Origin of the sequence: Hyphomicrobium sp., from assembly GCF_041674905.1 — a bacterium.
In the GTDB taxonomy this organism is placed as follows: Bacteria; Pseudomonadota; Alphaproteobacteria; order Rhizobiales; family Hyphomicrobiaceae; genus Hyphomicrobium_B.
In genome coordinates this window covers 1-24,136 of the sequence record NZ_JBAYUV010000010.1, presented here as the reverse complement: position 1 = coordinate 24,136, position 24,136 = coordinate 1, and the positions used below count along the sequence as shown (strand labels likewise).

Genomic DNA, 24,136 nt, shown 5'->3' with positions numbered 1-24,136 from the left:
TCTCCCAGAAGCCTTGCGTCGTATCAGAAACCCTTGGCAATCGCTAGTTTGGCCGCCTTATCGCCGGAGCGGATCGCACCTTCGATCGTCGCCGGCAAGCCGGTCGCGGTCCAATCGCCCGCAAGAAAAAGATTGCGCCATCGTGTTTCGGTCGAAGGCCTGAGCGCATCTTGCTCCGGCGTTGCGGCGAAAGTTGCGCGCCGCTCCTTGACGATTTGCCACGGCGGCAGCGGCGCGTTGAGCCCGGCGATCTTCGCGACCTCCGACCATATCTGCCGCGCCAGCGGTTCGCGATCCGCCTCGTTGAAACGGTCGGCCGCGCTCACCGTAACCGAAAGCCGATCGTCGAATGCGAACAGCCACTCCGTCGTTCCGTTGATGACGCCTATAATCTTCGGCAAGCCGGAGGGAGGCGCGATTTTAAAATGCAGGTTGAAGATCGCGCGATAGTCCGTCGGAACAGTAAGCTCTGGAACAAGCGTCCGCGCCACCCATCCCGGAACGGCGAGAATAACCTGATCGTCCGGAGCGAGGTTCAATGTGCTCTCTGCAAACTGAATAGACCTGACCCGGTCCTCGCCGAACTCAACCGCGCGCACGGCATCGTCGAAACGAACCTCGCCGCCGTTCTTGCGAACGAATGCGACAGCCGGATCGACCAGCGCCGGTCCAAGGCCCTGCGGCGCGAACAGCGGCCGGCACGCGCGTCCGCCCTTCGCCAGCGTGCCGCGAACGACGGCACCCGCCAGGCGCGCCGAGCCTTCCTTTGGATCGCAGTTCAGCGCCGCCAGCAAAACCGGATAAAGCAGCTTGCGATAAACCTCGCTGCTGCCGTCGATTTTCTGCGTGACGGTATCCGAGGCATTCGCACGCAACAGGTTTCCGAGGCGCGCATAATCCGCCGCTCGCGTTCCTGGAACACGGCGGTGCCTGAAGAAAATCCACCAAGGTACAGGGCCATCGTTGGGCCGCAGCACCCAGCGTTCTCCCGATTTGACGTCATGAAAGGTGAACTCGGCGTGATCCGCCATCGTCAGGAGATCGCGCCCGCCGATCACGTCGAGGAAGGCAAGCGCGCTCTCATTGCCCGACAGTACGAGATGATTGCCATTATCGATCGTCAGGCCCAGCGCCGGTTCGAAATACGACCGGCAGCGTCCGCCTGCATGCCGCGCCAGCTCGTGCACGACGACCCGCTTGCCTCTGCGCGTAAGCTCGACCGCCGCCGAAAGGCCGGCGAGACCGGCCCCGACGATGTGCATCGTACCCGACGGCATTAGAAGATGCCGTCGCGGAGCACCGCCCAGATGACGTACCGCTTCGAACGGCGGACATCGGCGCGCGGAGCGTTCCAGCCGCGCGCGATCAGTTTTTCCAGAATGCCGCGATAGACCGTCGCCATCATGCGCGGCGAGCGCGCCGAACGGCGCGGGCAGCGCGCCATCAAATCGTCCGACCGCCGGTAATAATTGCGCGTCTTCTGCGCTATGCCCCGACAGACACGGTCCAGCGCCGGGTGCACCAGAATAGCGTCAATGTCGGTCTCGGTGATGCCGCCCTCGACCAACGCTTCCTTCGGCAGATAGAGACGGCCGAGCGCCGCATCTTCGTCGATGTCGCGCAAGATGTTCGTCAGCTGCAAGGCCCGGCCGAGATGATGCGCGAGATCGATGCCGAGATCGCCCTCAATGCCGAAGATCGGAACCGAAAGCCGGCCGACCGCGGATGCGGCGCGATCGCAATAGAGATCGAGCGTCGCCCAGTCGGGAGCATGGATATCGCGCACGATGTCCATTTCCATGCCATCGACGACGGCGATGAAATCGTCCTTCTTCAATCCGAATTTCGTGATCGCAGGCGCAAGATAGCTCGTCCTGAGCGTCGTGCGGCCGGTGGCGTAGAACTCCTCGAGATCGGCGCGGTAGCGCGCCAGTTCCGCCAAACGCGGCTCGCGCGCGCCACCGTTGTCGGCCACATCGTCAACAGCCCGGCAGAAGGCGTAGACGTGATACATGGCGTCACGTTGCTCTTGCGGCAGCATGCGCATCGCCGCGTAGAACGAGCTGCGCGATGCCGCCGGCACTTCGTCATGCGCCAATGTCTGTGCTTCCGACGTCATGCGGCATCATCCCTGACGGCTTGATAGGTCGCGCGTTTTCCCGTGATGCGCGCAACGATCGTCGAGGCCGCAGCCCGGCCCGCGATCAACGCCGCGCGTCCTTTCGAGAAATGGACGGCATCGGCCAACGGATCACGCGTGCTGAGTAGATCGAGAAGCTCGCGCGCGAGGGCGACGATGACGGACGTCTCGATACCGAGGCGCAAATCCGCGACACGCGGCGGCAATTGCGACGCTTCCGGTAAAAGCTCACGCGTGCGGGCAACGACGTCATGAAGGCAAGCCAGCAGCTGCGGCGACGAACGCAATCGCCCAAGATCGGCAACATCGGCGCCGTGCCGCGCGATATCCTCGAGGGGCATGTAGACGCGATCGATATTGCGATAATCCTTGCCGCAGTCCTGGACGTGATTGATGATCTGCAGCACCGCGCACAACGCGTCGGAGGCCGCCCACGTCGACTTGGGTTCGCCGTGCACGTCGAGAACGAAGCGCCCGACCGGCATCGCGGAGTAGCGGCAATAGTCGATCAACTCCGCCCAACCGGCGTATCGATTTTTTGTAACGTCCTGACGAAACGCTTTGAGAAGATCGAGCGCATGTTGCGGACTGAGGCCGCGACGCTGCAATTCCGCACGAAGTGGCAGCGCGTCGGCGGCAGCATCGGATCGCCCGAGAAGCGTATCTTCGAGCGCGGCAAGAATCGCGAGCTTCTCCGGCGGCTCGAGGCCCGCGTGATCGGCGGCGTCGTCGGCGGCGCGCGCGAAACGATAAAACGCAAGGATCGGCGCACGGTAGCGCGACGCAATGATCCGCGACGCGACGGGAAAATTCTCGTCGTGCTCGGACTTGCCGGACTTGTACACCGTATCGACCGTCATTGCTTTCCTGCTTGAGCCTGAACGCGTCCCTTCCAGAGTCCGCCCCGGCCAGCGCTGTGCTGGTAGGCTGAATCTAGCGTAAAGACTAAATAGGCGGCTGCAATAAGAGGCAAGACGAGACCCCAAAGTGGGGAACGGTGGTAAAACCGCAACGTTGGCTGAAACGCCAGCGCCATCAACAGATAGGCAACGGCGGACAAAATCCAGGCAGGATAGCTCCCAGCGAGAAAAATGAACGGCGGCGCCAGGTAGATGACGCTCATTCCGGCGATCGTGCCGAGCAAAAGCAATGGTGAATAGTGAAGCTGCGCATACGCTGAACGCGCAACCATGCGGCGAATATCCTCAACCTTAGGATACGACCTGAGGCTGACGACGCGCTCCGACATTCCGAGCCAGATCGGCCCTTGCACCTTCATGTTCCGCGCGAGCGTGCAGTCGTCGATCAATGCTCCGCGAATGGCGGCGATCCCTCCGGCCCGCTCGAGCGCCAGGCGCTCGACGAGCATGCATCCGCCCGCCGCCGCGGCGGTTCTCGCAATGGCGCGGTTTGCCCACGCGAACGGATAGAGCATCTTGAAGAAAAACACGAAGGCCGGGACCAGCGCTTTTTCCGCGAAGCTCTCACAATTGAGCTTGGCCATCACCGACGTCATCACCCGGTTTTCACCCGATGCACGCTGCACGAGAGACATGAGAACGTCGGGCTCGTATCCGATGTCGGCGTCTGTCAGCAGGAAATATTGTGGCGCGCTCACGCCCTCGCTCGCGACCGCGATCCCCTGATGCATCGCCCAGACTTTTCCCGTCCACCCGGAGGGCAGCGTCACTCCGCTGACGACTGTAATCTTGCAGCCCGCATCGTTTGCGATGCGATGCGCGACCTCTGCCGTGCCGTCGCTGCTCTGATCGTCGACGAGCACGACCGAAAATTCGCCGGGATACTTTTGCGCTGCCAATGACGCCAGCGATCGGGGCAGCACGTCGGCTTCATTCCGAGCCGGAACCACGGCGACAACCGACGGCCAGTCGAACGCCGCCGGGCTTTCCCGCGGATCATGTGCTTCCTCGCGCTCACGCGTCAGCCAAAAGCCGCCATGCAGCAGAACGAGGTAAAACCACGCTAGAAGGCCGGCGGCCGCGATGATTTCGATCGCGCTCATTTCAAATATCCCGCGTCGCGAAACCAGCCGTAAGCATCGGCCAAAGCCTCTTGAGCCGGGCGTGACCGGTAGGAGAGTTCGCGCTTCGCCTTGGCGGATGAAAAATACATCTTGTACTTTGCCATCCGAATGCCGTCGACGGTAGCGAAAGGTTCACGCCCCGTGATCCGCGCCGCAGCTTCCGCACCCAGCGCGATCGGATAGACGAGCTGACGCGGCAGTCGCGTGGTCGGCGCGCGGCGTCCGGCAAGCCGCGAAATCTCGGCCAGCATGTCACCGAGCGTCATGTCATCGCCGCCGAGAATGTAGCGCTCGCCAATCCGGCCGTGCACGAGCGCCGCGAGATGTCCGGCAGCAACATCGTCGACGTGCACGAGATTAAGCCCCGTATCGACATATGCCGGCATGCGCCCGCAGGCAGCCTCGATGACGATGCGCCCCGTAGGCGTCGGCCGAACGTCGCGCGGTCCGATCGGCGTCGACGGATTGACGATCACCGCTGGCAGTTTGGAGGCCGCAACCATGTGCTCGACGAGCCGCTCTGCAAGAACCTTGCTTTTCTTGTACGCGCCGATGGCACCCGCGTCGTCCAGAGGCGATCTCTCATCGACGGGCGTGCCGTCCTCGGACGGCCTGAGCGTCGCGACGCTCGACGTATAGACGATGCGCTCGACACCATTCGCGAGAGCGGACTCCATCACCGCGCGTGTGCCATCGACATTGGTGCGAATGATTTCGTTCGGATTGGGCGCCCAAAGCCTGTAGTCGGCCGCAACGTGAAAAACATGGCGCACGTCACGCATCGACTTCCGCAGCAGATCGCCATCGCGAATATCGCCCTCGACCACATCGAGGCCGAGACCGGCGAGATTTGCGGGATTACTGCTCCGTCTGACCAGCGCACGAACCGCAAATCCCTGGTCGAGCAGACGCCGCGCCACCGCCGAGCCGACAAAGCCCGAAGCTCCCGTCAGAAATGCGATAGCCTTTTCAGACAAAGGACCGGTTCCCCGCGTGCAGGCAATCGACGATCGAAACCAATGCCTTAGCAGAACCCCCGCGAGCAGCGGCGCTTGCGCCGGAAAGCGCGATGGCGGGCTGTTCGCTAATTCTGTGTACGGAATAAAAATCGTCCACGGCGCTCGCCCCCCAAGCCTTTCTGACCATTGCGTGACAGCGTCTCACGGGGCCGCCGCAGCGGTCCCGTCAGCCTCTGTAAGTGATCCGCCAGACCCGCCCCGCCGCATCATCCGCGATATAGAGCGAACCGTCCGGACCGACGGCAAGTCCAGTCGGACGATGATCGACACCGTCTTTGCCCGAGCGGAAACCATCGGCAAAAACCATATAGCCGCCAGCGGCTTTTCCATCCGCAAGCGGTTGAAACACGACGTTGTAACCGGCCTGCGGTCCGAATGAGCGGTTCCACGAACCGTGGAACGCAATGAACGCGCCGCCGCGATAGGCTTGCGGAAACTGCGTCGCATCATAGATTTTGACGTCGTTCGGTCCCCAGTGCGCCGGAAACGCCGCGACCGGCGGAAGCTTGTCAGCACACTGACCGACGGCTTTGCCGTCGCCACCGTACTCAGGAGCAAGAACCCGCTTGCCCTGCGTGCCGTCGAAATAGCAGTACGGCCACCCGTAGTCGCCGCCTTCCTGCAGCAGAACCAGTTCCTCAGCCGGCAATTCCGAGCCCTGCTCTGAATTATAGAACTTCGGCCAATTTTCGTAGAGCTGATCGCGTCCATGCTGTGTCGCATAACCGCGACCCGCCGCGTCGAAGGCGACGCCGACCGCATTGCGGATGCCCGTCGCATAACGCTCGTTTTCGGAAAACACCTGATCGGTCTTGTTCGCGTCATAGCGCCAGATGCCGGCGCGCGTTTTCAATTCTTCGCATGGATCGAGCCCGGGCGATTCTTTTACTCGATCATCCTGCTGACAAGAATTCGTCGCCGACCCGAGATCGACGAACAGATTGCCCTGGGCATCGATCGCGAAAGACCGCGCCGTGTGATTGCCGTCGATCGGCAAGTCCTTGAGGATCGTCTCGGGCGCACCTTGCAGAGCGACCTCGCCGTCCTTGCGCGGATAGCGGATGATCTGGCCTCGGCTCTCGACATAAAGCCAGTCTTTGTAGAGGAAAATCCCGGTGCCGCCTGGAACGTCGCCGCCGAAGCGCACGACAATATCGGCACGGCCATCGCCGTTGGTATCCTTGAGACCGACGACCGGCCCGTCGGCCGCCTTGCCTTGCCGGACCGCGGCGTTGAGATAAACGGTCCCATCGGCTGCAACGGCGATGTGGCGCGGCGCGCCTTCGACGTCCGCAAACACCGTCGCGCAAAAGCCTCTCGGCAGGATCAGACCGCCATTATCAGCAGGACAAAGCGCGGCGTTTGCGGCAGCGGCATGACTGGCATCTTCACCGGATGCAATTGAAAGTGTCGCGAATGAAACGGCAACTGCAACCGCGACGCCGGTGACGAACTTCATACCCATTTTTCAGTCCATTATTTGAGGTGCGGCAAGCGCGAACGTCCGCACTGTTCGAACTGCCACCATCTGCCAGCCGAGACACTAGCCCGGCCACGCCGTCATGGCCATGTCGGCTACATGGAATAGATCATCGCGCGATGCGCCGCCCGCGGCCTGCACCGACATGCCCTGAGTAATCGTCGAAACGAAACGCGCCAGCTGGGCCGGATCGGCATCGGAAGCGAGATCGCCCTCATCTTTCGCACGTTGCAGCCGCTCGCGAAGCATCTGCTCCGCTTCCGAGCGGCGTTTGCACAATTCCTGCTTGATCGCGTCCGACGCTTCGCCGCACGTCAAAGCGCCTTGAACCGCAAGACAGCCTCGCGGATTGCCTGGATCAGTCAACGCATGAGCGACATTCTTCAATAGCAGCGCAACGACTCCACGCGCCGTCGCCTCCGCCAGGGCTTCGCGCAAAGCCCGGCTCGGGCCGCGCTCGGCGTACCGGTCGAGCGCCCGGCGAAATAGCTCTTCCTTGTTGCCGAAAGCCGCATAGAGGCTCGGGCGATTGATGCCCATGGCCTCGGTCAGGTCGGTCAACGACGTGCCTTCGTAGCCTCTCTGCCAGAAAACATGCAGAGCTTTATCGAGCGCACTGTCCGCATCGAATTCCCTTGGCCGGCCCTTATGCGCCTGCACCGCTTTGCTCCCGGTCATCGCCTGTTCAGACTCGAAATTATACAATTACATACTCATCGATACAAATATTCGTTGACAGATCCACGTCCCCTTCCATATCATACCTTTCAGTACATATATAGATGACGAGGTGAACGATGAAAGGCTCGCTCACGAGCGCCAGCGCAATCATCCAGGGTTTAAAGGGCTGGGTATCCCGCGGCCATTCAGCTGCCACCGGGTCATCGGAGCCGGAAGTTGTATCAGCGTGCGGCCTGACCGAAGTCAGCGAGACGGACACCCGGCGCGAATTCGCTGAGGAGCGAGACCGCTGGCCTCTGGGACCGAGCGTCGACAACTACTCTTGAGCGAATACATCACGACCCGAAACGTACCGCGATGCCATCTCCGCGTTTCGCTTTTGAACGCCCGCCGTGCCGTCGCCCGGGCCACCGCGATACAGTCGTTCTGCTCACGGCCGCGTAAAGCTCACGTCCATCATCGTTGTCATCGTCGTTGACAGGCGCGGGCGGCACTGCGATGCGGTACGCGCGTTTATTCCGAATGCGCCGGAGACCACTCAATGGCGGCCATCATCTCCGTCGCAAATCTTTCAAAGACCTATTCTTCAGGCTTCAACGCGCTGAAGAACATCAACCTCGAAATCCGGAACGGCGAAATTTTCGCTCTTCTCGGACCAAACGGCGCCGGCAAGACGACGCTGATCAGTATCATCTGCGGCATCGTCAACGCCAGCACGGGACGCGTAACCGTCGACGGCAAGGACATCGCCCCCGACTATCGCGCTGTGCGCGCGATGATCGGCCTCGTTCCGCAGGAACTTTCGACCGATATGTTCGAAACGCCGTGGGCGACCGTCAATTTCAGCCGCGGCCTGTTCGGCAAGCCGCGCAATCATGCCTTCGTCGAGAAAGTCCTGAGGGACCTTTCACTGTGGGATAAGAAAGACAGCCGCATCATGACGCTTTCGGGTGGCATGAAGCGCCGCCTTTTGATCGCAAAAGCCCTCGCGCACGAACCACGCATCCTGTTCCTCGACGAGCCGACGGCGGGTGTCGACGTCGAGCTTCGCCGTGAAATGTGGGATGTCGTGCGCGCGCTGCGTGCCTCCGGCGTGACGATCATCCTGACCACGCATTACATCGAAGAAGCCGAGGAGATGGCTGACCGCGTCGGCGTCATCGCCAAGGGCGAAATCATGCTCGTGGAAGAAAAATCCGAGCTGATGCGCAAGCTCGGTAAGAAGCAGCTCAATCTTCAGCTTCAATCGCCGCTGAGCAACGTCCCGCCGTCACTTGCCGCTTATAATCTGCAGCTCGTCAATGATGGTCACGAATTGGTTTACACCTACGATACCCAGGCCGAGCGCACGGGCATCACCGCACTCCTGAATGACATGCGAAGCACCGATATCGTCTTCAAAGACCTGAGCACGGCGCAAAGCTCGCTCGAAGACATCTTCGTCGACCTCGTGAGGCAAAAGAAATGAACATCGAAGCCGTCCGCGCCATCTACGGCTTCGAGATGTCCCGGTGGGGCAGAACGCTGATGCAGAGCATCGTCTCGCCCGTTCTCTCGACGTGCCTGTACTTCATTGTCTTCGGCTCCGCCATCGGCTCGCGCATCTCGCAGGTGGAAGGCATCGACTACGGCGCATTCATCGTGCCGGGATTGGTGATGATGCTGCTGCTGACGCAGAGCACGCTGAATGCTTCGTTCGGCATCTATTTCCCGCGCTTTACCGGCACGATCTACGAGCACCTGTCGGCCCCTGTCTCTCCCTTCGAGATTGTCCTGGGCTATGTCGGCGCGGCGGCGACGAAGTCGATCATCCTCGGCCTGCTCGTCCTCGCCACGGCCAGTCTTTTCGTGCCGCTCCATATCGCGCATCCGCTATGGATGGTGGCGTTCCTGGTGCTGACCGCGCTCACGTTCAGCATGCTCGGATTCATCATCGGCATATGGGCCGACGGCTTCGAAAAACTTCAGATCATCCCGCTTCTCGTCATCACCCCGCTGACATTCCTGGGCGGCACGTTCTATTCCGTGAAGATGCTGCCGCCGTTCTGGCAAAACGTGACGCTGCTCAATCCGGTCGTCTATTTGATCAGCGGCTTCCGCTGGAGCTTCTTCGAAATCTCGGATGTCAACGTCGGCGTCAGTGTCCTGATGACGTTCGCATTTCTCGCGATCTGCATGGCCGTGGCCTGGTGGATATTCAAGACGGGATACCGCCTCAAGGCATGAGCCGGGATCGTCTTCGATGTTGGCTTCTGTGATCTGCGCCATTCTCCAGCAGAAAAAAATCGCATTCTCCGGAAGCGGTGCGCTCGCTTCGTGCAAGCCTTTCGCAACGGCGCGAGGTGTGCTTAATCCTTCACCGACGGGCCCGGGATGGATTCGAATGCCCGCCGATGACAAGCCGCTGAAAATTTGCGGAGGAGTAGATCCGGCTGGCCGTTTATTGACGTGTCGCCACTCCGCGACCCCGGGTATCTTTTGAAGGCGACGGTCAGGCAACACGGTGTCTCAATGACTGAGATCAAGTTACGGATAGACTTCGATGGCGACCGCTACATCGGCCACGGACGCATCCAGCTTCTCGAACTGATCGGCGAGCACGGCTCGATCGCGCAGGCCGCGAAAGCGATGGATATGTCCTACAAGCGCGCCTGGTACTTGATGGATGAATTCAATTCGATGTTCGCCGACCCGCTGATCGAACGCCAGCATGGCGGACGCGGCGGCGGAGCCGCCAAGCTGACCCCATTCGGCGCCGAGCTTGTGCGCCAATACCGCGAGATGGAGGCCAAGGCGCTCTCCGTATTCGCTAAACCTCTGGCCGCGATGGAAAAGCATCTCGCCCGGCAACAGAAATCCGCGCGCAAAGCCGGCTAGGTCGAAGCAAAACCGTTGTTGCCCAGCGCCACGCCAACGTCGGGCAGATCCGCCGCGCTGCCGACCGAGACGACGCGCCCGGCCTCCAAGCGAACGACGCGCGTTGCGAGCCGCTGAACCTCGCTTCGCGAATGCGTCACGTAGACGATCGGAATTCCAAACTCGTCGCGCACGCGCTCGATCAGCCCCATGATCTCGTTGCGGCGCGCGTCATCGACTCCGGAGAGCGGCTCGTCCATCAGCAGGATGCGCGGCGAGGAAAGAAGCGCCCGCGCCAGCGCGACGCGCTGTTTCTCCCCGCCCGACAGCGTTGCGGGACGTCGTTTCAATAGTCCGCCGATTCCCAGCTCCCGCGTCACGACGTCAAGCGGCGGCCCGCGGCTATCCGTTGAAGTAAACCAGCGCCCGAACTTGATGTTCTGCTCGACCGTCAGATGCGGAAAAAGCTGCGCATCCTGAAAGACGAACCCGACGCGTCGCCGGTGACAGGGCACGAAGATGCGTTTTTCGACGTCGGTCAGCACGCGCCCAAACACTGCGACGCATCCGGAGTCGGGCCGCAAGGTTCCCGCAATGATATTCAGGATGGTGGTCTTGCCCGATCCCGACGGTCCGACCAGCGCCGTGATGCCGGAGCCGCCCTCGAACGCAACATCGAGCAGAAAATCTTTCCGCTGCTGACGAACGTTGACGCTCAGAACGGGCAAGACGTCCGTCATTCGAATACGGCAATCTGCTTTTGCACGCGGCGGTTCAGCATTTCCGATGCCAAAAGCGCCGCCATCGCAATCGCGATCGATACCAGCGTCAGCCTCAGAGCCTGCGCCTCGCCGCCCGGAACCTGCGTATAGGTATAGATGGCCGAAGGTATTGTTTGCGTTTCGCCCGGAATGTTCGAGACGAACGTGATCGTCGCGCCGAATTCGCCGAGCGCCTTCGCGAAGCAAAGAATGGCGCCGACGATGATTCCGGGCAGCGCCAGCGGCAGGGTGACGAGGAAAAACGTCCACGTCCGATTAGCCCCCAGCGTCCCGGCCGCCGTCTCCAGCCGCCTGTCGATGGAATCGAACGAAAGCCGGATTGCGCGCAGCATCAGCGGAAATCCCATCACCCCGCAGGCCAATGCCGCGCCCGTCCAGCGAAACGAGAACGAAAGTCCAAAAAGATCGTACAAGAATTTACCCACCGCCCCCTGCTTCCCGAACGTCAGAAGCAGCAGGTAGCCCGTCACGACCGGCGGCATGACGAGCGGCAAATGCAGCAGGCTGTCGAGCACGATCTTGCCCGGAAACGTCCACCGCGCGAGAGCATAGGCGGCGAAAACAGCAAACGGCACGGCAACGATCGTCGCGACCGTTGCCACCCGCAGGCTCAGAAAAATCGCAGTCCACTCGTCCGGAGAAAATCCAAGCACGACGCCCGTCTCGCTGTTCAGATGCCGCGCGCGCTTATTTCAGGATTGTAAATCCCTGTTTCGCGAACGCGGCATGTCCTTCCGGGGACTTCAGGAACGCAATGAAGGCTTTGGCCGACTCTGAATCCTTACTTCCGGCAATAAGAGCGATCGGATAGATGATCGGCGGATGCGTGTCTTCCGGAAAGACGCCGACGATCTTGACCTTCGGTTCGGCCGTTGCATCCGTCTCATAGACGATGCCGAACGGCGCTTCACCCTGGGCGACGAGCGCCAGCGCCGCGCGCACGTTTTCCGCCTGCGCGACTTTGGGCTCGATGGCATCCCAGACGCCGAGCTTCTTCAAAGCCGCTGATCCGTACTTGCCCGCGGGAACCGACTTCACGTCCGCCATGGCGAGGCGGCCCTCACCGAGCGCTTCGGCAAGCTTGAAACCCGGCTCGATGTTCAACGTCGCCGTGCTCGCAGCCGGCGCGATCAGTACGAGCCGGTTGCCGAGCAGATTGAAACGCGTGTCATCGTTGATGAGCTTCGCCTTGGCGACATAGTCCATCCAGTCGAGGTCGGCGGAAATGAAGATGTCGGCGGGCGCGCCCTGTTCGATCTGCTTCGCGAGCGCCGAGGACGCGGCATAAGACACAACGATTTTGTTGCCTGTGCTTTTTAGATAATCAGCCGACGCCGCATCCAGCGCCGTCTTGAGGCTCGCGGCGGCAAAGACCGTCGTCGTGGTCGTCTCGGTCTTCTGCGCGAATGCGGGCGCGGACAGCAGCGAAAACGCCAGCATCCATGCGGCAATCATTTTGAACGACGAACGTGAAGAAATTTGCTCTGCGAGCATCGGCCTCGTATCCCCATTGCAGCATGCGATATAGCTGCAAAAATATAGAGGCGCGTAGAGTTTGCAACCATGTTTTAAAATGAAGCATATCGCAGAGGGACGTAGCGCTATCCTATGCCTTGAGAACGATTTTGCCGAAATGCGCTCCGCTTTCCATGTGCTTCAAAGCCTGCGGAAGTTCGGAGAACGGAAAGACGCGATCGATGACAGGCTTCACCTTGTTAACGGTGATGGCCTCGTTCATGGCTTCGAACATGACACGGCTGCCGACATAGATCCCTTGCACCACGACGCTCTTCATCACCACGGGAATGGGATTGAACGTGCCGCCCGTCAGAACACCGATGAGGCTGATGCGCCCCCCGATCCTGACCGCTTCGAGCGATTGCGGCAGCGTGCCTGCTCCGCCGACCTCGACCACATGATCAACGCCTTTGCCGTTCGTCAGCGTGCGTGCCTTCACGCCCCAGTCCGGCGTCGTCTTATAGTTGATGAGGTCCGACGCGCCGAGATCGCGCACACGCTCGAGCTTGGCGTCGCTGCTCGATGTCGCGATGACACGCGCGCCCATCGCCCGCGCGAACTGCAGAGCGAAGAGCGAAACGCCGCCGGTCCCCTGCACGAGAATTGTCTCACCCGCCGCAAGCCGGCCTGAACTGACCAGCGCATGCCACGCCGTAACGGCGGCGCACGGAAGCGTTGCGGCTTCCTCATCCGAAAGAGCAGCCGGAACCGGCACGAGACCGTTGTTGTCCAGAATGACATATTCAGCGGCAACCCCCGGAATTTCACCACCGAGCGCGCTCGCCGATTTGTCGGCCGCCGCCCCGCCGCCGACCCAGCGTTGCATGAACGTACCGGCGACGCGGTCTCCCGGCTTCGCACGCGTGACGCCAGGCCCGACCTCGACGACGTCACCGACACCGTCGGAAAGAATCTGGAACGGAAATTTGAGCTTCGGTGCATAAATCCCGCGAACGACCAGAAGATCGCGATAATTGATCGACCACGCCCGCATTTTGATGAGAACCTGACCGTGCCTTGGCGTCGGTCGCGGGATGTCTTCGAGTTCGAGCCCTTCGATACCGAAGCGCTTCAGCAAAAAAGCTTTCATTGGTCGCCTCCGAGGGTTTGCCGCAACCAGCCGGATGACGATTATTCCGTCATTATGCGCACCACCGCAACCACACCTTTCAGACGATGGCTTTTGACGGCGGCACGGGTTGCCCAAGCAGTTCCGATAACAGCTTTAACGCTTGGTAAAGCTGCTCCCTGTCGGCGGCGACCCCGAGCGAAATGCGGACCGCTTCCGGGTGCGATCCCGAAACGGCGAATGCCGAACTCGGCACCACCGCGAACCCGGCTCGCTCCGCGTGATTTGCCAGCTCCGCCGCCCGCCAGTACGGCGGCATCGTGAGCCAAAGATGGTGCCCATGCGGATCGGCTGCGTACGCGAAACGGCCGAGCAGCGATCGCGCAATCGCTTGACGCGCCACCGCCTCATCACGGATCGCGTTGCGGATGTCATCGAGCCGTCCTGTCGTGATCCAGCGCGACGCGAGCGCCGCGTTGAGCGGGGGAGCCATCAGGTTCATGGCCCGCAGCAATCCGGCGAAACGCAAAGCGTGAGCGTCGCTCGGCACCAGAACATACGCGATCCGCAGCGCCGGCGTTGCGCACTTCGATAACGTCTCGATATGCCACGTCAGCTCGGGCGCGAGGTCGGCGAACGAAACCGGAGCATCCCTGAGCAACGACGAATACGGATCGTCTTCGATAATTGCAACGCCATGGCGACGCGCGATCGTGACGATGCTCTGCCGGCGTGCTTCCGGCAGCGTCGCCGTTGTCGGATTGTCGATCGCAGGAACGAGATAGAGCGCCTTCGGCGCCGCGAGCCGGCAACGCTCCTCGAAAGACTCCGGAATGATCCCGTCCTCGTCCATGGCAACCGGCTCGAGAACATAACCGCGTTGCCGCGCGATCGCGGAGAGCCCGGGATAGGTTACGAGGCCCGCGGCAATCGCCTCTCCAGGTTTGACAAGACAATCGCACACGGCGAACAGCGCACTTTGCGCACCACTCGCCAGCAGCACGGATGATGGCTTAACGCTTTTGATCCGAGCCCCGAGCCACATCGCGCCTGCGGCGCGATCCGGAATGCTGCCGGTGCTTTCCTGGTAGCGGAGATGCAGCATCCCCTCCTCGCTCGACAGCAGCTCCGCGATCGTATCGGGGATGAGATGCCGGAGACCGGCCGCTGCCGGCTGAGGAGGAATGTTCAAGCTGAGATCGACGGCCGGAACCGCGTAAAGCTCGGCCCCGCCACCCTCGGCGAGACGGCGAACGAACGTGCCGCTCCCGACTTTCGCATCGATCAGTCCCCGACGCCGGGCCTCGTTGAACGCGCGCGTCACCGTCGTCAGGTCGACGCCAAGTGCTTCCGCGATGGCACGCTGCGGAGGCAATCTCGTGCCGGGGGGTACGCGTCCCGATCGGATGTCCGCTTCGAGGGCATCGACGATGCCGATCGACTTGAGCTGACCGCCTTCGGCCATCCGCGGATGCCACGACAGCCGGTTCAATTCTGATGACGTTCGATCCATACATTGTGCATAGCATGTATGGATCGCTGCGGAAAGCTCTTACAGGCGAAAATAGCCGATAATGCGCACAAAATAGTACAAAACGTTGCGAGTTAGCTTGATCGAGTGCGACACTCCTGCGCGTAGAATATACGGCCGTTACGCATACAATAAGCATACATTAGAAATTGTCTTCATCTAGCTCGCAGCAGCGAAAGGAACGTGTGATGTGCGCCGAACATGCTCATGAATGGCCCGCCCTTTCCCCGATGAAAGTGGGCATCCGCGGCCTCTGCCCTCGCTGCGGCAAAGGCAAGATCTTCGACGGCTTCCTGACGCTGAAAAAGCAGTGTCCTCAATGTGGCCTGGACCTGTCGTTTGCCGACCCGGCCGATGGTCCCGCATTCTTCGTCATGTGCTTCGGATGCATACCGGCAGCGGCGCTGGCCTGCTGGATCGAGGTCGCCTTCGTGCCCCCATTCTGGGTCCACCTCGTGACCAGTCTGCCGGCCATTCTGCTGACCTGCATTCCGCCGCTCCGGCCAATCAAAGGTTGGCTCGTCGCAAGCCAGTACTATCACAAGGCCGAAGAAGGTCGCCTCGTCTTCGCCGACAAATAAAAACGGATGTCGCTGTCGCGATGAAGCGTCGAGCCTAAGCCAGCATGAACACTAAAGGCGGCGGGCTTTAGCCCTCTTATCCCCTCATCAGCGAACTGTATCTGGATCAAGCGGCGCCGAGCACCGTTGGCCGGATCCTGGCGCCTGTGGAAAAATACAACAGCGATCCATAAAGTTCAAATTCAGTGGCGATATTGTACTAAGCGTACCCAACGCCAAACGTCCGGAGTGCTTGAAGCGCCCGGATTGCATCCAGCCAGTCTGATTAAATTATTTCTGCTTTGCCTTGGTGTTCTTCGGCTTGGGCAGGCCGACCTTGCCAAAGGCTCGATCTTGTCCTGTCGACGTTTCGTCGACGCCAAGCTCGCGGGCTTTTTCTATAAATAGCCTCGATTGCTCTGCCTGCGTTAACCGCTGCTTACGTTGCACCTTCTTGGCCATTATCATGTCCCGAGCAACGGAATTGGCGAACCACCGACATCCGGCAAACATATCCGAAGCGGAGTGTTATCAGCTTTGTTGAGCTTGCCATCGAGCTTCAGAATATCCTTATCAAAGGTATGGAGTTCGACGACATCAGGTGTCATTAACGCCGTTGCCACGTGGCAGGCATCCTGCGGATAAAGACCAGTTTTCTCCACCATCATCAGGTTACGAGCCCGTTCTCCAATCTCACGTCCGAGGCTTACAAGCATTACGTAGTCGTGCTCGAAATAATCTGCGATTTTCTTCGGGTCAGCGTCTTGCACATCTTTCGGCTTACAAACTTCGGCAAGGCACAGCCCCGAACAAACGACTTCGATTTTTCCCTTCTTTGCTTGATCGATGACGGATCGGCATCGAGTATACCGCTCGATGCCATTCTCGACTATTTTCTCGACTTGAATCATAGCGATCCAAGCGCAAGCATCCCAACAAACGCGTTTAAGAGTGATCGCCATTGCGCAGCTTTTTCAGATATTCTTCGGATTTCAGGCCGTTCGTAAAATTCGGGTCCAAGATATCGTCGACTTCGGGAAGGTCGCGACTGCTGCGCAGGAACCGAATGCGATCCGCATCAACAGATGCAATTCTGCCATGACATTTGAAATGGATGACCCCGGAAATGGACAATCGACGTCCCTTCCAAATATCATCAACTTCACAGTGAGAAATCTCAGATTCTGCTTGTCCCCGCACAAAGCACTTTACGTCATCCCCCGTTAGGCGATGTCTTACATTGACTACGCGCCTTCCCTTGCCATCCTTGCTGACGCTCTGAAGGTAGCCTTCGACCGCGCCGATTTCATCGTAGGGCTGTGCCGCGGGATTAAGAATTTCCCGCACGTTTTTGGCGGCGACTCTCGCGATTGCTGGCGTTAAATCAATAGGCCCTAGATCCTCGTTAGGGAACACGCCTTCTACCACTATTTCGGTGAGATCGATGCCGTTTGTGATGCGCTCGAATATACGCTCTGCTTTCTGCAGAGCCTTTTCAGAAAAGTATGCGGGCCGTTGAGGCGTCTTCGTCAAACTGTTAAGCCCGCGCGTGACCTGATGAACCACAACGTCGGCTCGATGGTCGACATTGACGGCGTACTGGCGAGCAAACGCCTGAACCGTGATAGACAACGGACTAGCCTTGGTGGCGTTCACAACTCGCCACTGGATGGCTGGCTCTCCATCCGGAGCTATCGTTTCCTCAACTATGCCCAGCAGATCGAAATAGTCGGCGAGTTGATCAATGAGATCGTTCACGGTCGGGGCATCTGTGTCAGGCCCTCTCCCGGATATCCGAACTGTGATCTTCTTGCTCATGGCCACTATGTGCGGTCTGCCGGGGCCAACGAGTCCCGGTATTTCAGCCGCTTTCCTTTTATACCTTGAAGGGCCTGCTCGGTCCTCAGTTCGTCATTAACGCCAACGGCGATCCGGTTATTATACCTAAAGTCGAATTCCGCTAAATAACGGTGAAGATGCTTTTCGCTACAATGCTGATAGACGCCCTTCATTCCGCGTTTGAAGATGCTGAAATAGCCTTCAACGGTGTTCGTGTGAATGTCCCCGATGACGTATTCGCCGAGGGAGTGACGCACAGTTTCGTGACCATCGAAGGCGCGGAATTGGTGGATATAGTGCCGTCCATCATCAGTCATTATCTTGGCCTCGCGTGCCACGTTGGCATTGACTATCGGCGTCACTTCGGCCGCGGTGGCTCGGTCGATATGGAAGCTTCGCACTTCACCGCCGCGTTCAACAAGAGACAGCACAGCATGCTTGTGGGCAAATCCACCTTTAGGCTTGCGGCCGCCCTTCTTGTTTCCAATGAACGTCTCGTCAACCTCGACGACGGCTTCCGGGCCGCCGATAGCCGCTAGAGAGCCGGTGCGCATAGCTTCGCGAATGCGATGGCTCATGAACCACGCCGTCCGTAGCTGGACGCCAAGCATCCGGTGCAATTGATTGGAGCTAATGCCCTTCTTGCTGGAGCACATCAGGAAGATGGCTTGCAGCCACTGATGCATAGGCACTTTGCTCGCTTCGAAAATTGTCCCGATTTTGACTGTAAAAGGCTTGCGGCACCCATAGCACTTGTATGCGCCAATGCGTGTGCTTTCGCCCTTCATCGCGCTAATTCGCTTAGCCTCTCCACAATGCGGGCACACTGGACCATTCGGCCAGATCCGGCTTTCGACAAACCGATAGGCCGCTTTCTCATCGTGGTAGTGCTTTTGTGTCAGCGTAGACATGGATCGAACTCCCATGCCTCATATATAACACGTGGGTACGCTTAATACAATAGCCCCTCTTATTTGTTATTAATGGTTCGACCCTGGCTTTCCTCGCGAGGTGCATTTCACCAAGCGTGCGGTAGCTTTGCACAACTTCGATAATTCAAGCGATCGCAGACACGGAATTTGTCTCGTTGAAATCCCTTCCAGCTTGGTCAGGTTCAGTTGCGACGAACGTTGTCAATTTAGGGTTCGGAATAGCGACTGGCGTGCTCGCGGCGCGTCTGCTCGGTCCGCAGGCGCGCGGAGAACTTGCAGAAATACAATTCTGGGCAGGCGCCATTGCCGGAATAGGCATCTGCTCATTGCCGAGCGCTCTCAGCTTTTTCATCGCACGCGGACAGGGCAGCGTATCGATGTCCGGAAGCGCACTCGCTTGCGCACTCGCTCTTGCCACACTTTCGCTGACCTGCGGATTGGCCTTTATCGCCTTCGCTGTAGGTCCCGATCAGCGCAATTTGCAGATGCTTTATCTGCTCTTCTTTCTGCCCGCGAACTTTATCGCGCTGACTTTGGTTGCCATAGATCACGGGCGCCAGGATTTCACACGCTACAACTTCTATCGCCTGCTTCCGCAATCAACGTACCTCGTTGGAATGCTCGTGCTTTGGCAACAGTCCGCGCTGAACATTCCGACACTGCTCGCCGCATCATGGCTTGGAACTGCCTTGGTGTGCGCCGGCAGATGGCGTCTGGCCAGGCACAACGGCATATCGGTCCCACAAATAAGAGAGATGGCGGCACTGCTTCGAACGGGCATTGAATTTCACGCCACGGCATTCGCCGGGATTCTTTTCCAGAACGCCGACCGTGTGATCTGCATCACCTATTTTACACACGCTGATCTCGGGCGGTACGCTGTCGCGTTGGCTCTGTCTGGCGCCGGACTTGGCATTGTCTCAAGTGCGACATCAATCGTTCTATTTCCCAAACTCGCTGCAGCACAGAGCTTCGCCGCGCGCCGACACCTTGTTCGCAATGCCCTCGGAGCGTCCTGTATCGTTGCGCTGATGATCAACGCGGGCATTGCGCTGATCATCCCACTCCTGCTCCCGTTCTTGTTCGGATATGAGTACGAAGAAGCCGTTTCGGTCGCAATTCTGCTCTGTATCGCGCAAATCCCAATGTGCTTCGTGCAAACTGCAACCGTCGCTCTTCGCGCACTCAATGACTGGCGCGCGGGTCCTTATGCGCAACTCGCTGCATTGGTCGTGTTTCTGCCGTCCGCAGCCGTCCTTATCCCGCAATTTGGATTGAACGGCATCGCCGCGTCCCTGATGCTCAGTCAAATCGTGGCCACCGGACTGCTTCTACGACGATTGCAGGTCTGCACCGGCTTGGGGTTCGTCCAATGCGTGACACCCGAGTTTAGCTGGCTCGTCGAACGACTGCGTTGGAAAAGCGCGTAACTCTGTCGATGGGACATATTGAACCGCTCGGGAGGCAAACGCTGCGAATTCTGGTGATCGCAGATTCGAAAATCTCCGTTCCCCCCAAAGGCTATGGCGGAGCGGAGCGGATATTCGCCCACCTCTGCGAAGGCTTCGCACGCCGCGGTCATAAAGTGACACTCCTGGCGGCGGAAGGTTCGAGGAACTACGGCCGCCTTATCACCTACCCGTGGGCCGGCCAGAGCGCCATCGCCTGGCGTGGCTACTGTAAATTGAACTTTATAGTTCGAAGTTTGCGCGAGCTGTTGTTCGGACAAGATATCGTACTCGCTGGATGCCGCACCGATTACCTCTTTCCATTCCTGATGACCGGTATGCCATTGATCTACCGTTTCGGAAATCCGATCGACCAGATGGACGTCGAACGACTGCAAAATGCAGCGAAGGGGCCTCTATCTCTCGTCGCCGTCAGCAATCATCAGCGCACTGGGTTCGCATCTCGGCGTTGGGCGACCATTTACAACAGCACCAACACCCGGCGAATTACCGCCTCCGCGAATGCAACAGATGGCTATCTTGCCTTCATAGGACGGCTGACGGCCAACAAAGGCGCCGACACCGCGATCCGCGTCGCAAAGCGCTCTGCCCTTCCGCTCAAGATGGCCGGAAATATCTCTGACGAGCCCGGCGGCCAGACCTTCTTCGAGCGTGAGGTTCGTCCTCATCTCGGCGGCAACATCGAATGGATTGGCGAGATTGCCGACAATCAGAAATTCGAATTCCTGGCTGCCGCCCGCGCCGTCCTGGCGCCGATTCAGTGGGATGAGCCCTGCGCAAACGTCGTCATGGAATCACTCGCCTGCGGCACCCCGGTAATAACGACCCACCGTGGCTGCATGCCTGAGCTCATTCGCGACGGAGTGACGGGCTTCTTGACGAACGATGAAGACGAAATGGCCCGATCAGTCATGCGTATCGGTGAGATTTCCCGTCAGGCCTGCCGGACGGAAGCAGAGAACCGGTTTTCAACCGACCAAATGGTCGAGGAATATCTCGATATCGCCCACGGGTTGATCGCAGAAAAATATCGGACATCGCGAAAAGCTCGATTGCTGAACGTATCAACCCAACAATCCCGCAAATAATTCGAGGCCGAATCCCATGAATTCGCACCCGACGCTTCGAACCGCCGTTCGTTCCGCAACGCCCTTCGCGGTATGGCAGACGCTCGGCTTCGTCAAACGCATTCCGAGCTATTGGCGAATGGATCGAAGCGAGGCGATGCGCGTGCGAAACCGGACGCCGGGCCTGCCGCTGTACATCAAAAACGCCGTCACTGTTTTTCCACCGGAAAGCGTCACCGCCTATCTCAACTGGCAGCATCACGGTATCGAAGTCAAAGAATCCTCTCTTGAAGCCAGGGAATTCCTCGAGCTTTCAAAAGGCCGCACGGCGCTGATCGATATTGGCGCTCAGACCGGTTTTATGTCCGCGTTATTCGCCCGCTCGCGATCTTATGCCTGCCATATTCTTTCGGTCGAGCCGGACCCGCAAGTCTTGCCGCTTCTCGAGCGTGCGGTGACGTTGAACACCGGGCCGCAAATAGATTGGCAAATCATGAGCGAGGCCGTGTCTGACGGCGCGGGGCAGCTCATAATGCCAGTCAGCAATCGCCTGCACGAAAACGCAATAAAAGGCATCAGAGCAGCCGAAATTGAGGTGCCGGTGACAACATTGCCTAATTTGCTGCAAAGCATCGATTGGCGACCCGACATCATGAAGATCGACGTGGAATCGTTCGAGCATGAAATCCTTTGCTCCTCGCTCCCCGTCATCGAACGAATAAAGCCCGCCCTTCAACTTGAGGTTCACTGGGAGATGCTGGAAAAGCGCGGACGAAATCCAATCGATTTTCTCGCGCCGCTGGAGTCCATCGGCTATCGCGGTCTTCGCCGGCAATATCGCGATCTCCAGAAATGGATGCGCGCCGGACGCTCCGAAGCCGTTTCACGTCTCGCAATCGCGGTATGAAGATGGGGGAAATACACATGCTTCAGCAGCGCACGTTGGGTCATGGCGTCAAAACTCTGATCAAGACATCGCTGCCACCGTCCCTCCTCAGACAAGCGCGATTCCTGAAACGTCTTTCGATCTACTACCGTATGGAAAGGTCCGATCTCATTCAGCGAGACATGGACGCCGGAGTCGATTGCATATTTCTGAGCCGGTCGATCCGCCTTCGGCTGCCGGACGACGCACTGGCGCACAACGTATTTCGCTCCATGGCATTCGAGGCCGACGAATGGCGTTCGTTTCTCAAGCTGGCCGATAGCTGCCGCGCGCTCGTTGACGTTGGCGCCTCGGGTGGCTTTTTCTCCGCGCTGTTTGTCGCAAGCAGACATGAGCCAGTTCAAGTTTTGAGCATTGAACCAGACCCTCCGTCACGCGTCGTCCTGGCAAACGTGCGCGACCGAAACACGCATACAGACGTGGAATGGCTCATCGACGGTCGCGCAGTCGGATTACCTGCGAAAACCGAATTCGTATCCTCGGGTTATGGTGTGGCACGCAGCCTTTCGCCAGCGGGTGACGCCGGCACCGCTCGAACCGCCGCCAAGAACGGTCGACCATTTACCCGCGTCGAAGTCGAATGTGCGCCGCTTCAGAACATATGTCATGAGCAAGGCGTCGTGCCGGATCTGCTCAAGATCGATATCGAAGGCATGGAGTGGGATCTCGTACAATCGTCATTGGATTGGCTAGCGGCGCGGCGTCCCCGCATACACCTGGAAGTTCATCCTCCCTTCATGCGCCGCCAGCATCGCGATCCTGACCTTCTTCTAAAAGCTCTGAAGAAAATAGGATATCAATCGTTAGATGGAACACCCTGGGCTAGCCTGTTTAAACGCGCGAACAGCGATGAGATTTTTCATCTCAATCTTGTGAGCAGAATTTAACCGCAGCCATGTCACGCAACAATTGCGTCCTGATCGTGTTGATGTCGCTCGCTGCGGAAGGCACACCCCGTTTGGCTCTTGAGCTAAGCCGGGAATGGCTCAACGCCGGCGTTGAGCCCATCATCGTCGTAATGCAGGGCGCCCCCAATGATCTTGCCTCGGATTTCGACGCGCTCGGACTGAAGCGGATAACGCTCGATCTCCCCCGCCCTCGGATACGCGCGCTACCTCGCTTTGGCGTTCCACATTTTTAGAATAGCCCGCGCGCATCGTCCCATTGCGTTGCTTTCAATGCCGCTCGGCTGGCACGCACTCATGGCAATCGGCGCGCGACTTGCCGGAGTGGATCGGATCATCGCGCACGTCGGCAATTATCCAAATACCGGCGCGCGAAACGCCTTCCGCAAGTTTAGGTTTTTGGTTCAGCTCGGACGTCCGTTTACCGATACCTTGGTCTGCTGCAGCAATTACGTCCGCTCCGGCGCGGTGCGCCACTTCGGCGTCAACGCCTCAGAAACTGCGGTCATCTACAACGGACTTCCCGTTGCTTTCGACCACGTTGCACGCAAACCGTCGCGTTGCACGGATGAAACTCCCTTCGTCATTGGCATGGTCGCACGATTGGAAGGCCACAAGGACCAACCAACATTGGTGCGGGCAGCCCGTATCCTCAAAACGCGCGGACGAAATATTCGCGTTTGGCTGATCGGCGACGGCAGTCGACGCGCCGAATTTGAATCACTGATTGAAGCAGAAAACTTGGCGGGCACGGTCTTTCTTCTTGGAATGCGCAAAGACATTCCAGATTTGCTCGCACAAATGCATCTCTTTGCTTTCTCGACAACGAAGGATGAAGGCCTCGGCATCGCTTTGATCGAGGCCATGGCGAGCGCGCTCCCGGTCGTCGCGAGCGACGTCGGCGCCTGCCGCGAAGTCTTGGACAACGGCCGCCTTGGAATTCTCGTCGCACCTGCCGATCCGCTCGCGCTGGCAAACGCCATCGACGCGATTATCGCCGACGCGACTTTCGCCGCAGCGCGTGCGCAACTCGCGCAAGCTAAGGTTGCGCAGGCATTTTCGATGAGAGAAATGGCCCGCCGCTATTCCGATTTACTCGGCTTGCCGATGCCGCAACCCTCCAAACACACCGCGATCCCGGACTACGCCGCTTGAAGACCGTAATGCACGTCATTGCCGGACTGGGAACAGGTGGCACCGAGATTATGTGCCTGCGTCTCGCGCGTCATTGGCAATATCGGTTCAAGCAGCATGTCGTTGCATGGGACTCGTCATCGCGAGGCTTGGAAAGACAGTTG

General features: G+C 59.1%; 26 protein-coding genes. 10 read left to right on the top strand and 16 right to left on the bottom strand.

Features of this window, described 5'->3' with window-relative positions; all coding sequences use genetic code 11:
- Positions 1-23 precede the first annotated feature (23 nt).
- The 7 genes from hpnE to WC026_RS06160 form a co-directional block, all read right to left on the bottom strand.
- Entirely contained in the window at positions 24-1,277 is a 1,254-nt protein-coding gene (gene hpnE / locus WC026_RS06190; protein ID WP_372709964.1) for a hydroxysqualene dehydroxylase HpnE, read from the bottom strand.
- Positions 1,277-2,119, bottom strand: coding sequence for a presqualene diphosphate synthase HpnD (gene hpnD, locus WC026_RS06185; protein WP_372709963.1), 843 nt, complete (start codon positions 2,117-2,119; stop codon positions 1,277-1,279). The genes hpnE and hpnD overlap by 1 nt, the downstream gene beginning before the upstream one ends.
- Complete coding sequence (hpnC, locus tag WC026_RS06180) at positions 2,116-3,000, bottom strand: squalene synthase HpnC (RefSeq protein WP_372709962.1); 885 nt, start codon at positions 2,998-3,000, stop codon at positions 2,116-2,118. The genes hpnD and hpnC overlap by 4 nt, the downstream gene beginning before the upstream one ends.
- The gene (locus tag WC026_RS06175) at positions 2,997-4,163 is read right to left on the bottom strand and encodes a glycosyltransferase (protein ID WP_372709961.1); all 1,167 of its coding nucleotides are present in this window, start codon (positions 4,161-4,163) and stop codon (positions 2,997-2,999) included. The genes hpnC and WC026_RS06175 overlap by 4 nt, the downstream gene beginning before the upstream one ends.
- Complete coding sequence (hpnA, locus tag WC026_RS06170) at positions 4,160-5,161, bottom strand: hopanoid-associated sugar epimerase (RefSeq protein WP_372709960.1); 1,002 nt, start codon at positions 5,159-5,161, stop codon at positions 4,160-4,162. The genes WC026_RS06175 and hpnA overlap by 4 nt, the downstream gene beginning before the upstream one ends.
- 208 nt (positions 5,162-5,369) lie before the next feature.
- Positions 5,370-6,662: a sorbosone dehydrogenase family protein gene (locus WC026_RS06165; RefSeq protein WP_372709959.1), complete on the bottom strand. Its 1,293-nt coding sequence runs from the start codon at positions 6,660-6,662 to the stop codon at positions 5,370-5,372.
- An 84-nt stretch (positions 6,663-6,746) separates the two neighbouring features.
- A complete protein-coding gene (locus WC026_RS06160) occupies positions 6,747-7,361 on the bottom strand; it encodes a TetR/AcrR family transcriptional regulator (RefSeq protein ID WP_372709958.1) in 615 nt (204 codons plus the stop codon).
- A gap of 544 nt (positions 7,362-7,905) precedes the next feature.
- On the opposite strand from WC026_RS06160, the gene WC026_RS06155 reads away from it, so the two are divergent.
- From WC026_RS06155 to WC026_RS06145, 3 genes are all read left to right on the top strand, one after another.
- Positions 7,906-8,832: an ABC transporter ATP-binding protein gene (locus tag WC026_RS06155; RefSeq protein WP_372709957.1), complete on the top strand. Its 927-nt coding sequence runs from the start codon at positions 7,906-7,908 to the stop codon at positions 8,830-8,832.
- Entirely contained in the window at positions 8,829-9,590 is a 762-nt protein-coding gene (locus WC026_RS06150; protein WP_372709956.1) for an ABC transporter permease, read from the top strand. Before WC026_RS06155 ends, WC026_RS06150 begins: the two co-directional genes overlap by 4 nt.
- 285 nt (positions 9,591-9,875) lie before the next feature.
- Complete coding sequence (locus tag WC026_RS06145) at positions 9,876-10,241, top strand: winged helix-turn-helix domain-containing protein (protein ID WP_372709955.1); 366 nt, start codon at positions 9,876-9,878, stop codon at positions 10,239-10,241.
- Here the strand turns inward: WC026_RS06145 and WC026_RS06140 are convergent.
- The 5 genes from WC026_RS06140 to WC026_RS06120 all read right to left on the bottom strand — a co-directional run bounded on the left by WC026_RS06140 (position 10,238) and on the right by WC026_RS06120 (position 15,054).
- Positions 10,238-10,960: a molybdenum ABC transporter ATP-binding protein gene (locus tag WC026_RS06140; RefSeq protein ID WP_372709954.1), complete on the bottom strand. Its 723-nt coding sequence runs from the start codon at positions 10,958-10,960 to the stop codon at positions 10,238-10,240. The two genes, WC026_RS06145 and WC026_RS06140, sit on opposite strands and share 4 nt — an antisense overlap.
- Positions 10,957-11,655, bottom strand: coding sequence for a molybdate ABC transporter permease subunit (modB, locus tag WC026_RS06135; RefSeq protein ID WP_372709953.1), 699 nt, complete (start codon positions 11,653-11,655; stop codon positions 10,957-10,959). The genes WC026_RS06140 and modB overlap by 4 nt, the downstream gene beginning before the upstream one ends.
- Positions 11,656-11,689: 34 nt before the next feature.
- The gene (gene modA, locus WC026_RS06130) at positions 11,690-12,496 is read right to left on the bottom strand and encodes a molybdate ABC transporter substrate-binding protein (protein ID WP_372709952.1); all 807 of its coding nucleotides are present in this window, start codon (positions 12,494-12,496) and stop codon (positions 11,690-11,692) included.
- A 112-nt stretch (positions 12,497-12,608) separates the two neighbouring features.
- Positions 12,609-13,610, bottom strand: coding sequence for an NAD(P)-dependent alcohol dehydrogenase (locus WC026_RS06125; protein ID WP_372709951.1), 1,002 nt, complete (start codon positions 13,608-13,610; stop codon positions 12,609-12,611).
- Between the two features lie 79 nt (positions 13,611-13,689).
- Entirely contained in the window at positions 13,690-15,054 is a 1,365-nt protein-coding gene (locus WC026_RS06120) for a PLP-dependent aminotransferase family protein (protein WP_372709950.1), read from the bottom strand.
- A 254-nt stretch (positions 15,055-15,308) separates the two neighbouring features.
- On the opposite strand from WC026_RS06120, the gene WC026_RS06115 reads away from it, so the two are divergent.
- The gene (locus tag WC026_RS06115) at positions 15,309-15,701 is read left to right on the top strand and encodes a DUF983 domain-containing protein (RefSeq protein WP_372709949.1); all 393 of its coding nucleotides are present in this window, start codon (positions 15,309-15,311) and stop codon (positions 15,699-15,701) included.
- Positions 15,702-15,971: 270 nt separating this feature from the next.
- Here WC026_RS06115 and WC026_RS06110 read toward each other — a convergent pair whose 3' ends face one another.
- From WC026_RS06110 to WC026_RS06095, 4 genes are all read right to left on the bottom strand, one after another.
- Positions 15,972-16,142 carry a hypothetical protein gene (locus WC026_RS06110; protein ID WP_372709948.1) on the bottom strand — a complete coding sequence of 57 codons (171 nt, stop codon included), beginning with the start codon at positions 16,140-16,142 and terminating at the stop codon, positions 15,972-15,974.
- A 2-nt stretch (positions 16,143-16,144) separates the two neighbouring features.
- Positions 16,145-16,642 carry a type II toxin-antitoxin system VapC family toxin gene (locus WC026_RS06105; protein ID WP_372709947.1) on the bottom strand — a complete coding sequence of 166 codons (498 nt, stop codon included), beginning with the start codon at positions 16,640-16,642 and terminating at the stop codon, positions 16,145-16,147.
- On the bottom strand, positions 16,626-17,438 hold the full coding sequence (locus WC026_RS06100; protein WP_372709946.1) for a hypothetical protein: 813 nt from the start codon (positions 17,436-17,438) through the stop codon (positions 16,626-16,628). Before WC026_RS06100 ends, WC026_RS06105 begins: the two co-directional genes overlap by 17 nt.
- 65 nt (positions 17,439-17,503) lie before the next feature.
- On the bottom strand, positions 17,504-18,430 hold the full coding sequence (locus WC026_RS06095) for an IS1595 family transposase (protein WP_372709945.1): 927 nt from the start codon (positions 18,428-18,430) through the stop codon (positions 17,504-17,506).
- 176 nt (positions 18,431-18,606) lie between these two features.
- On the opposite strand from WC026_RS06095, the gene WC026_RS06090 reads away from it, so the two are divergent.
- The 6 genes from WC026_RS06090 (at position 18,607) to WC026_RS06065 (ending at position 23,993) form a co-directional block, all read left to right on the top strand.
- Positions 18,607-19,881 (top strand): lipopolysaccharide biosynthesis protein, encoded by a 1,275-nt coding sequence (locus tag WC026_RS06090; RefSeq protein WP_372709944.1) that lies wholly within the window; start codon positions 18,607-18,609, stop codon positions 19,879-19,881.
- A 53-nt stretch (positions 19,882-19,934) separates the two neighbouring features.
- Positions 19,935-21,008: a glycosyltransferase family 4 protein gene (locus WC026_RS06085; RefSeq protein WP_372709943.1), complete on the top strand. Its 1,074-nt coding sequence runs from the start codon at positions 19,935-19,937 to the stop codon at positions 21,006-21,008.
- Positions 21,009-21,024: 16 nt separating this feature from the next.
- The gene (locus WC026_RS06080; RefSeq protein ID WP_372709942.1) at positions 21,025-21,894 is read left to right on the top strand and encodes an FkbM family methyltransferase; all 870 of its coding nucleotides are present in this window, start codon (positions 21,025-21,027) and stop codon (positions 21,892-21,894) included.
- Between the two features lie 251 nt (positions 21,895-22,145).
- Positions 22,146-22,820: an FkbM family methyltransferase gene (locus WC026_RS06075; protein ID WP_372709941.1), complete on the top strand. Its 675-nt coding sequence runs from the start codon at positions 22,146-22,148 to the stop codon at positions 22,818-22,820.
- An 8-nt stretch (positions 22,821-22,828) separates the two neighbouring features.
- Positions 22,829-23,074: a hypothetical protein gene (locus tag WC026_RS06070; protein WP_372709940.1), complete on the top strand. Its 246-nt coding sequence runs from the start codon at positions 22,829-22,831 to the stop codon at positions 23,072-23,074.
- Between the two features lie 61 nt (positions 23,075-23,135).
- On the top strand, positions 23,136-23,993 hold the full coding sequence (locus WC026_RS06065; RefSeq protein WP_372709939.1) for a glycosyltransferase: 858 nt from the start codon (positions 23,136-23,138) through the stop codon (positions 23,991-23,993).
- Positions 23,994-24,136 lie beyond the last annotated feature (143 nt).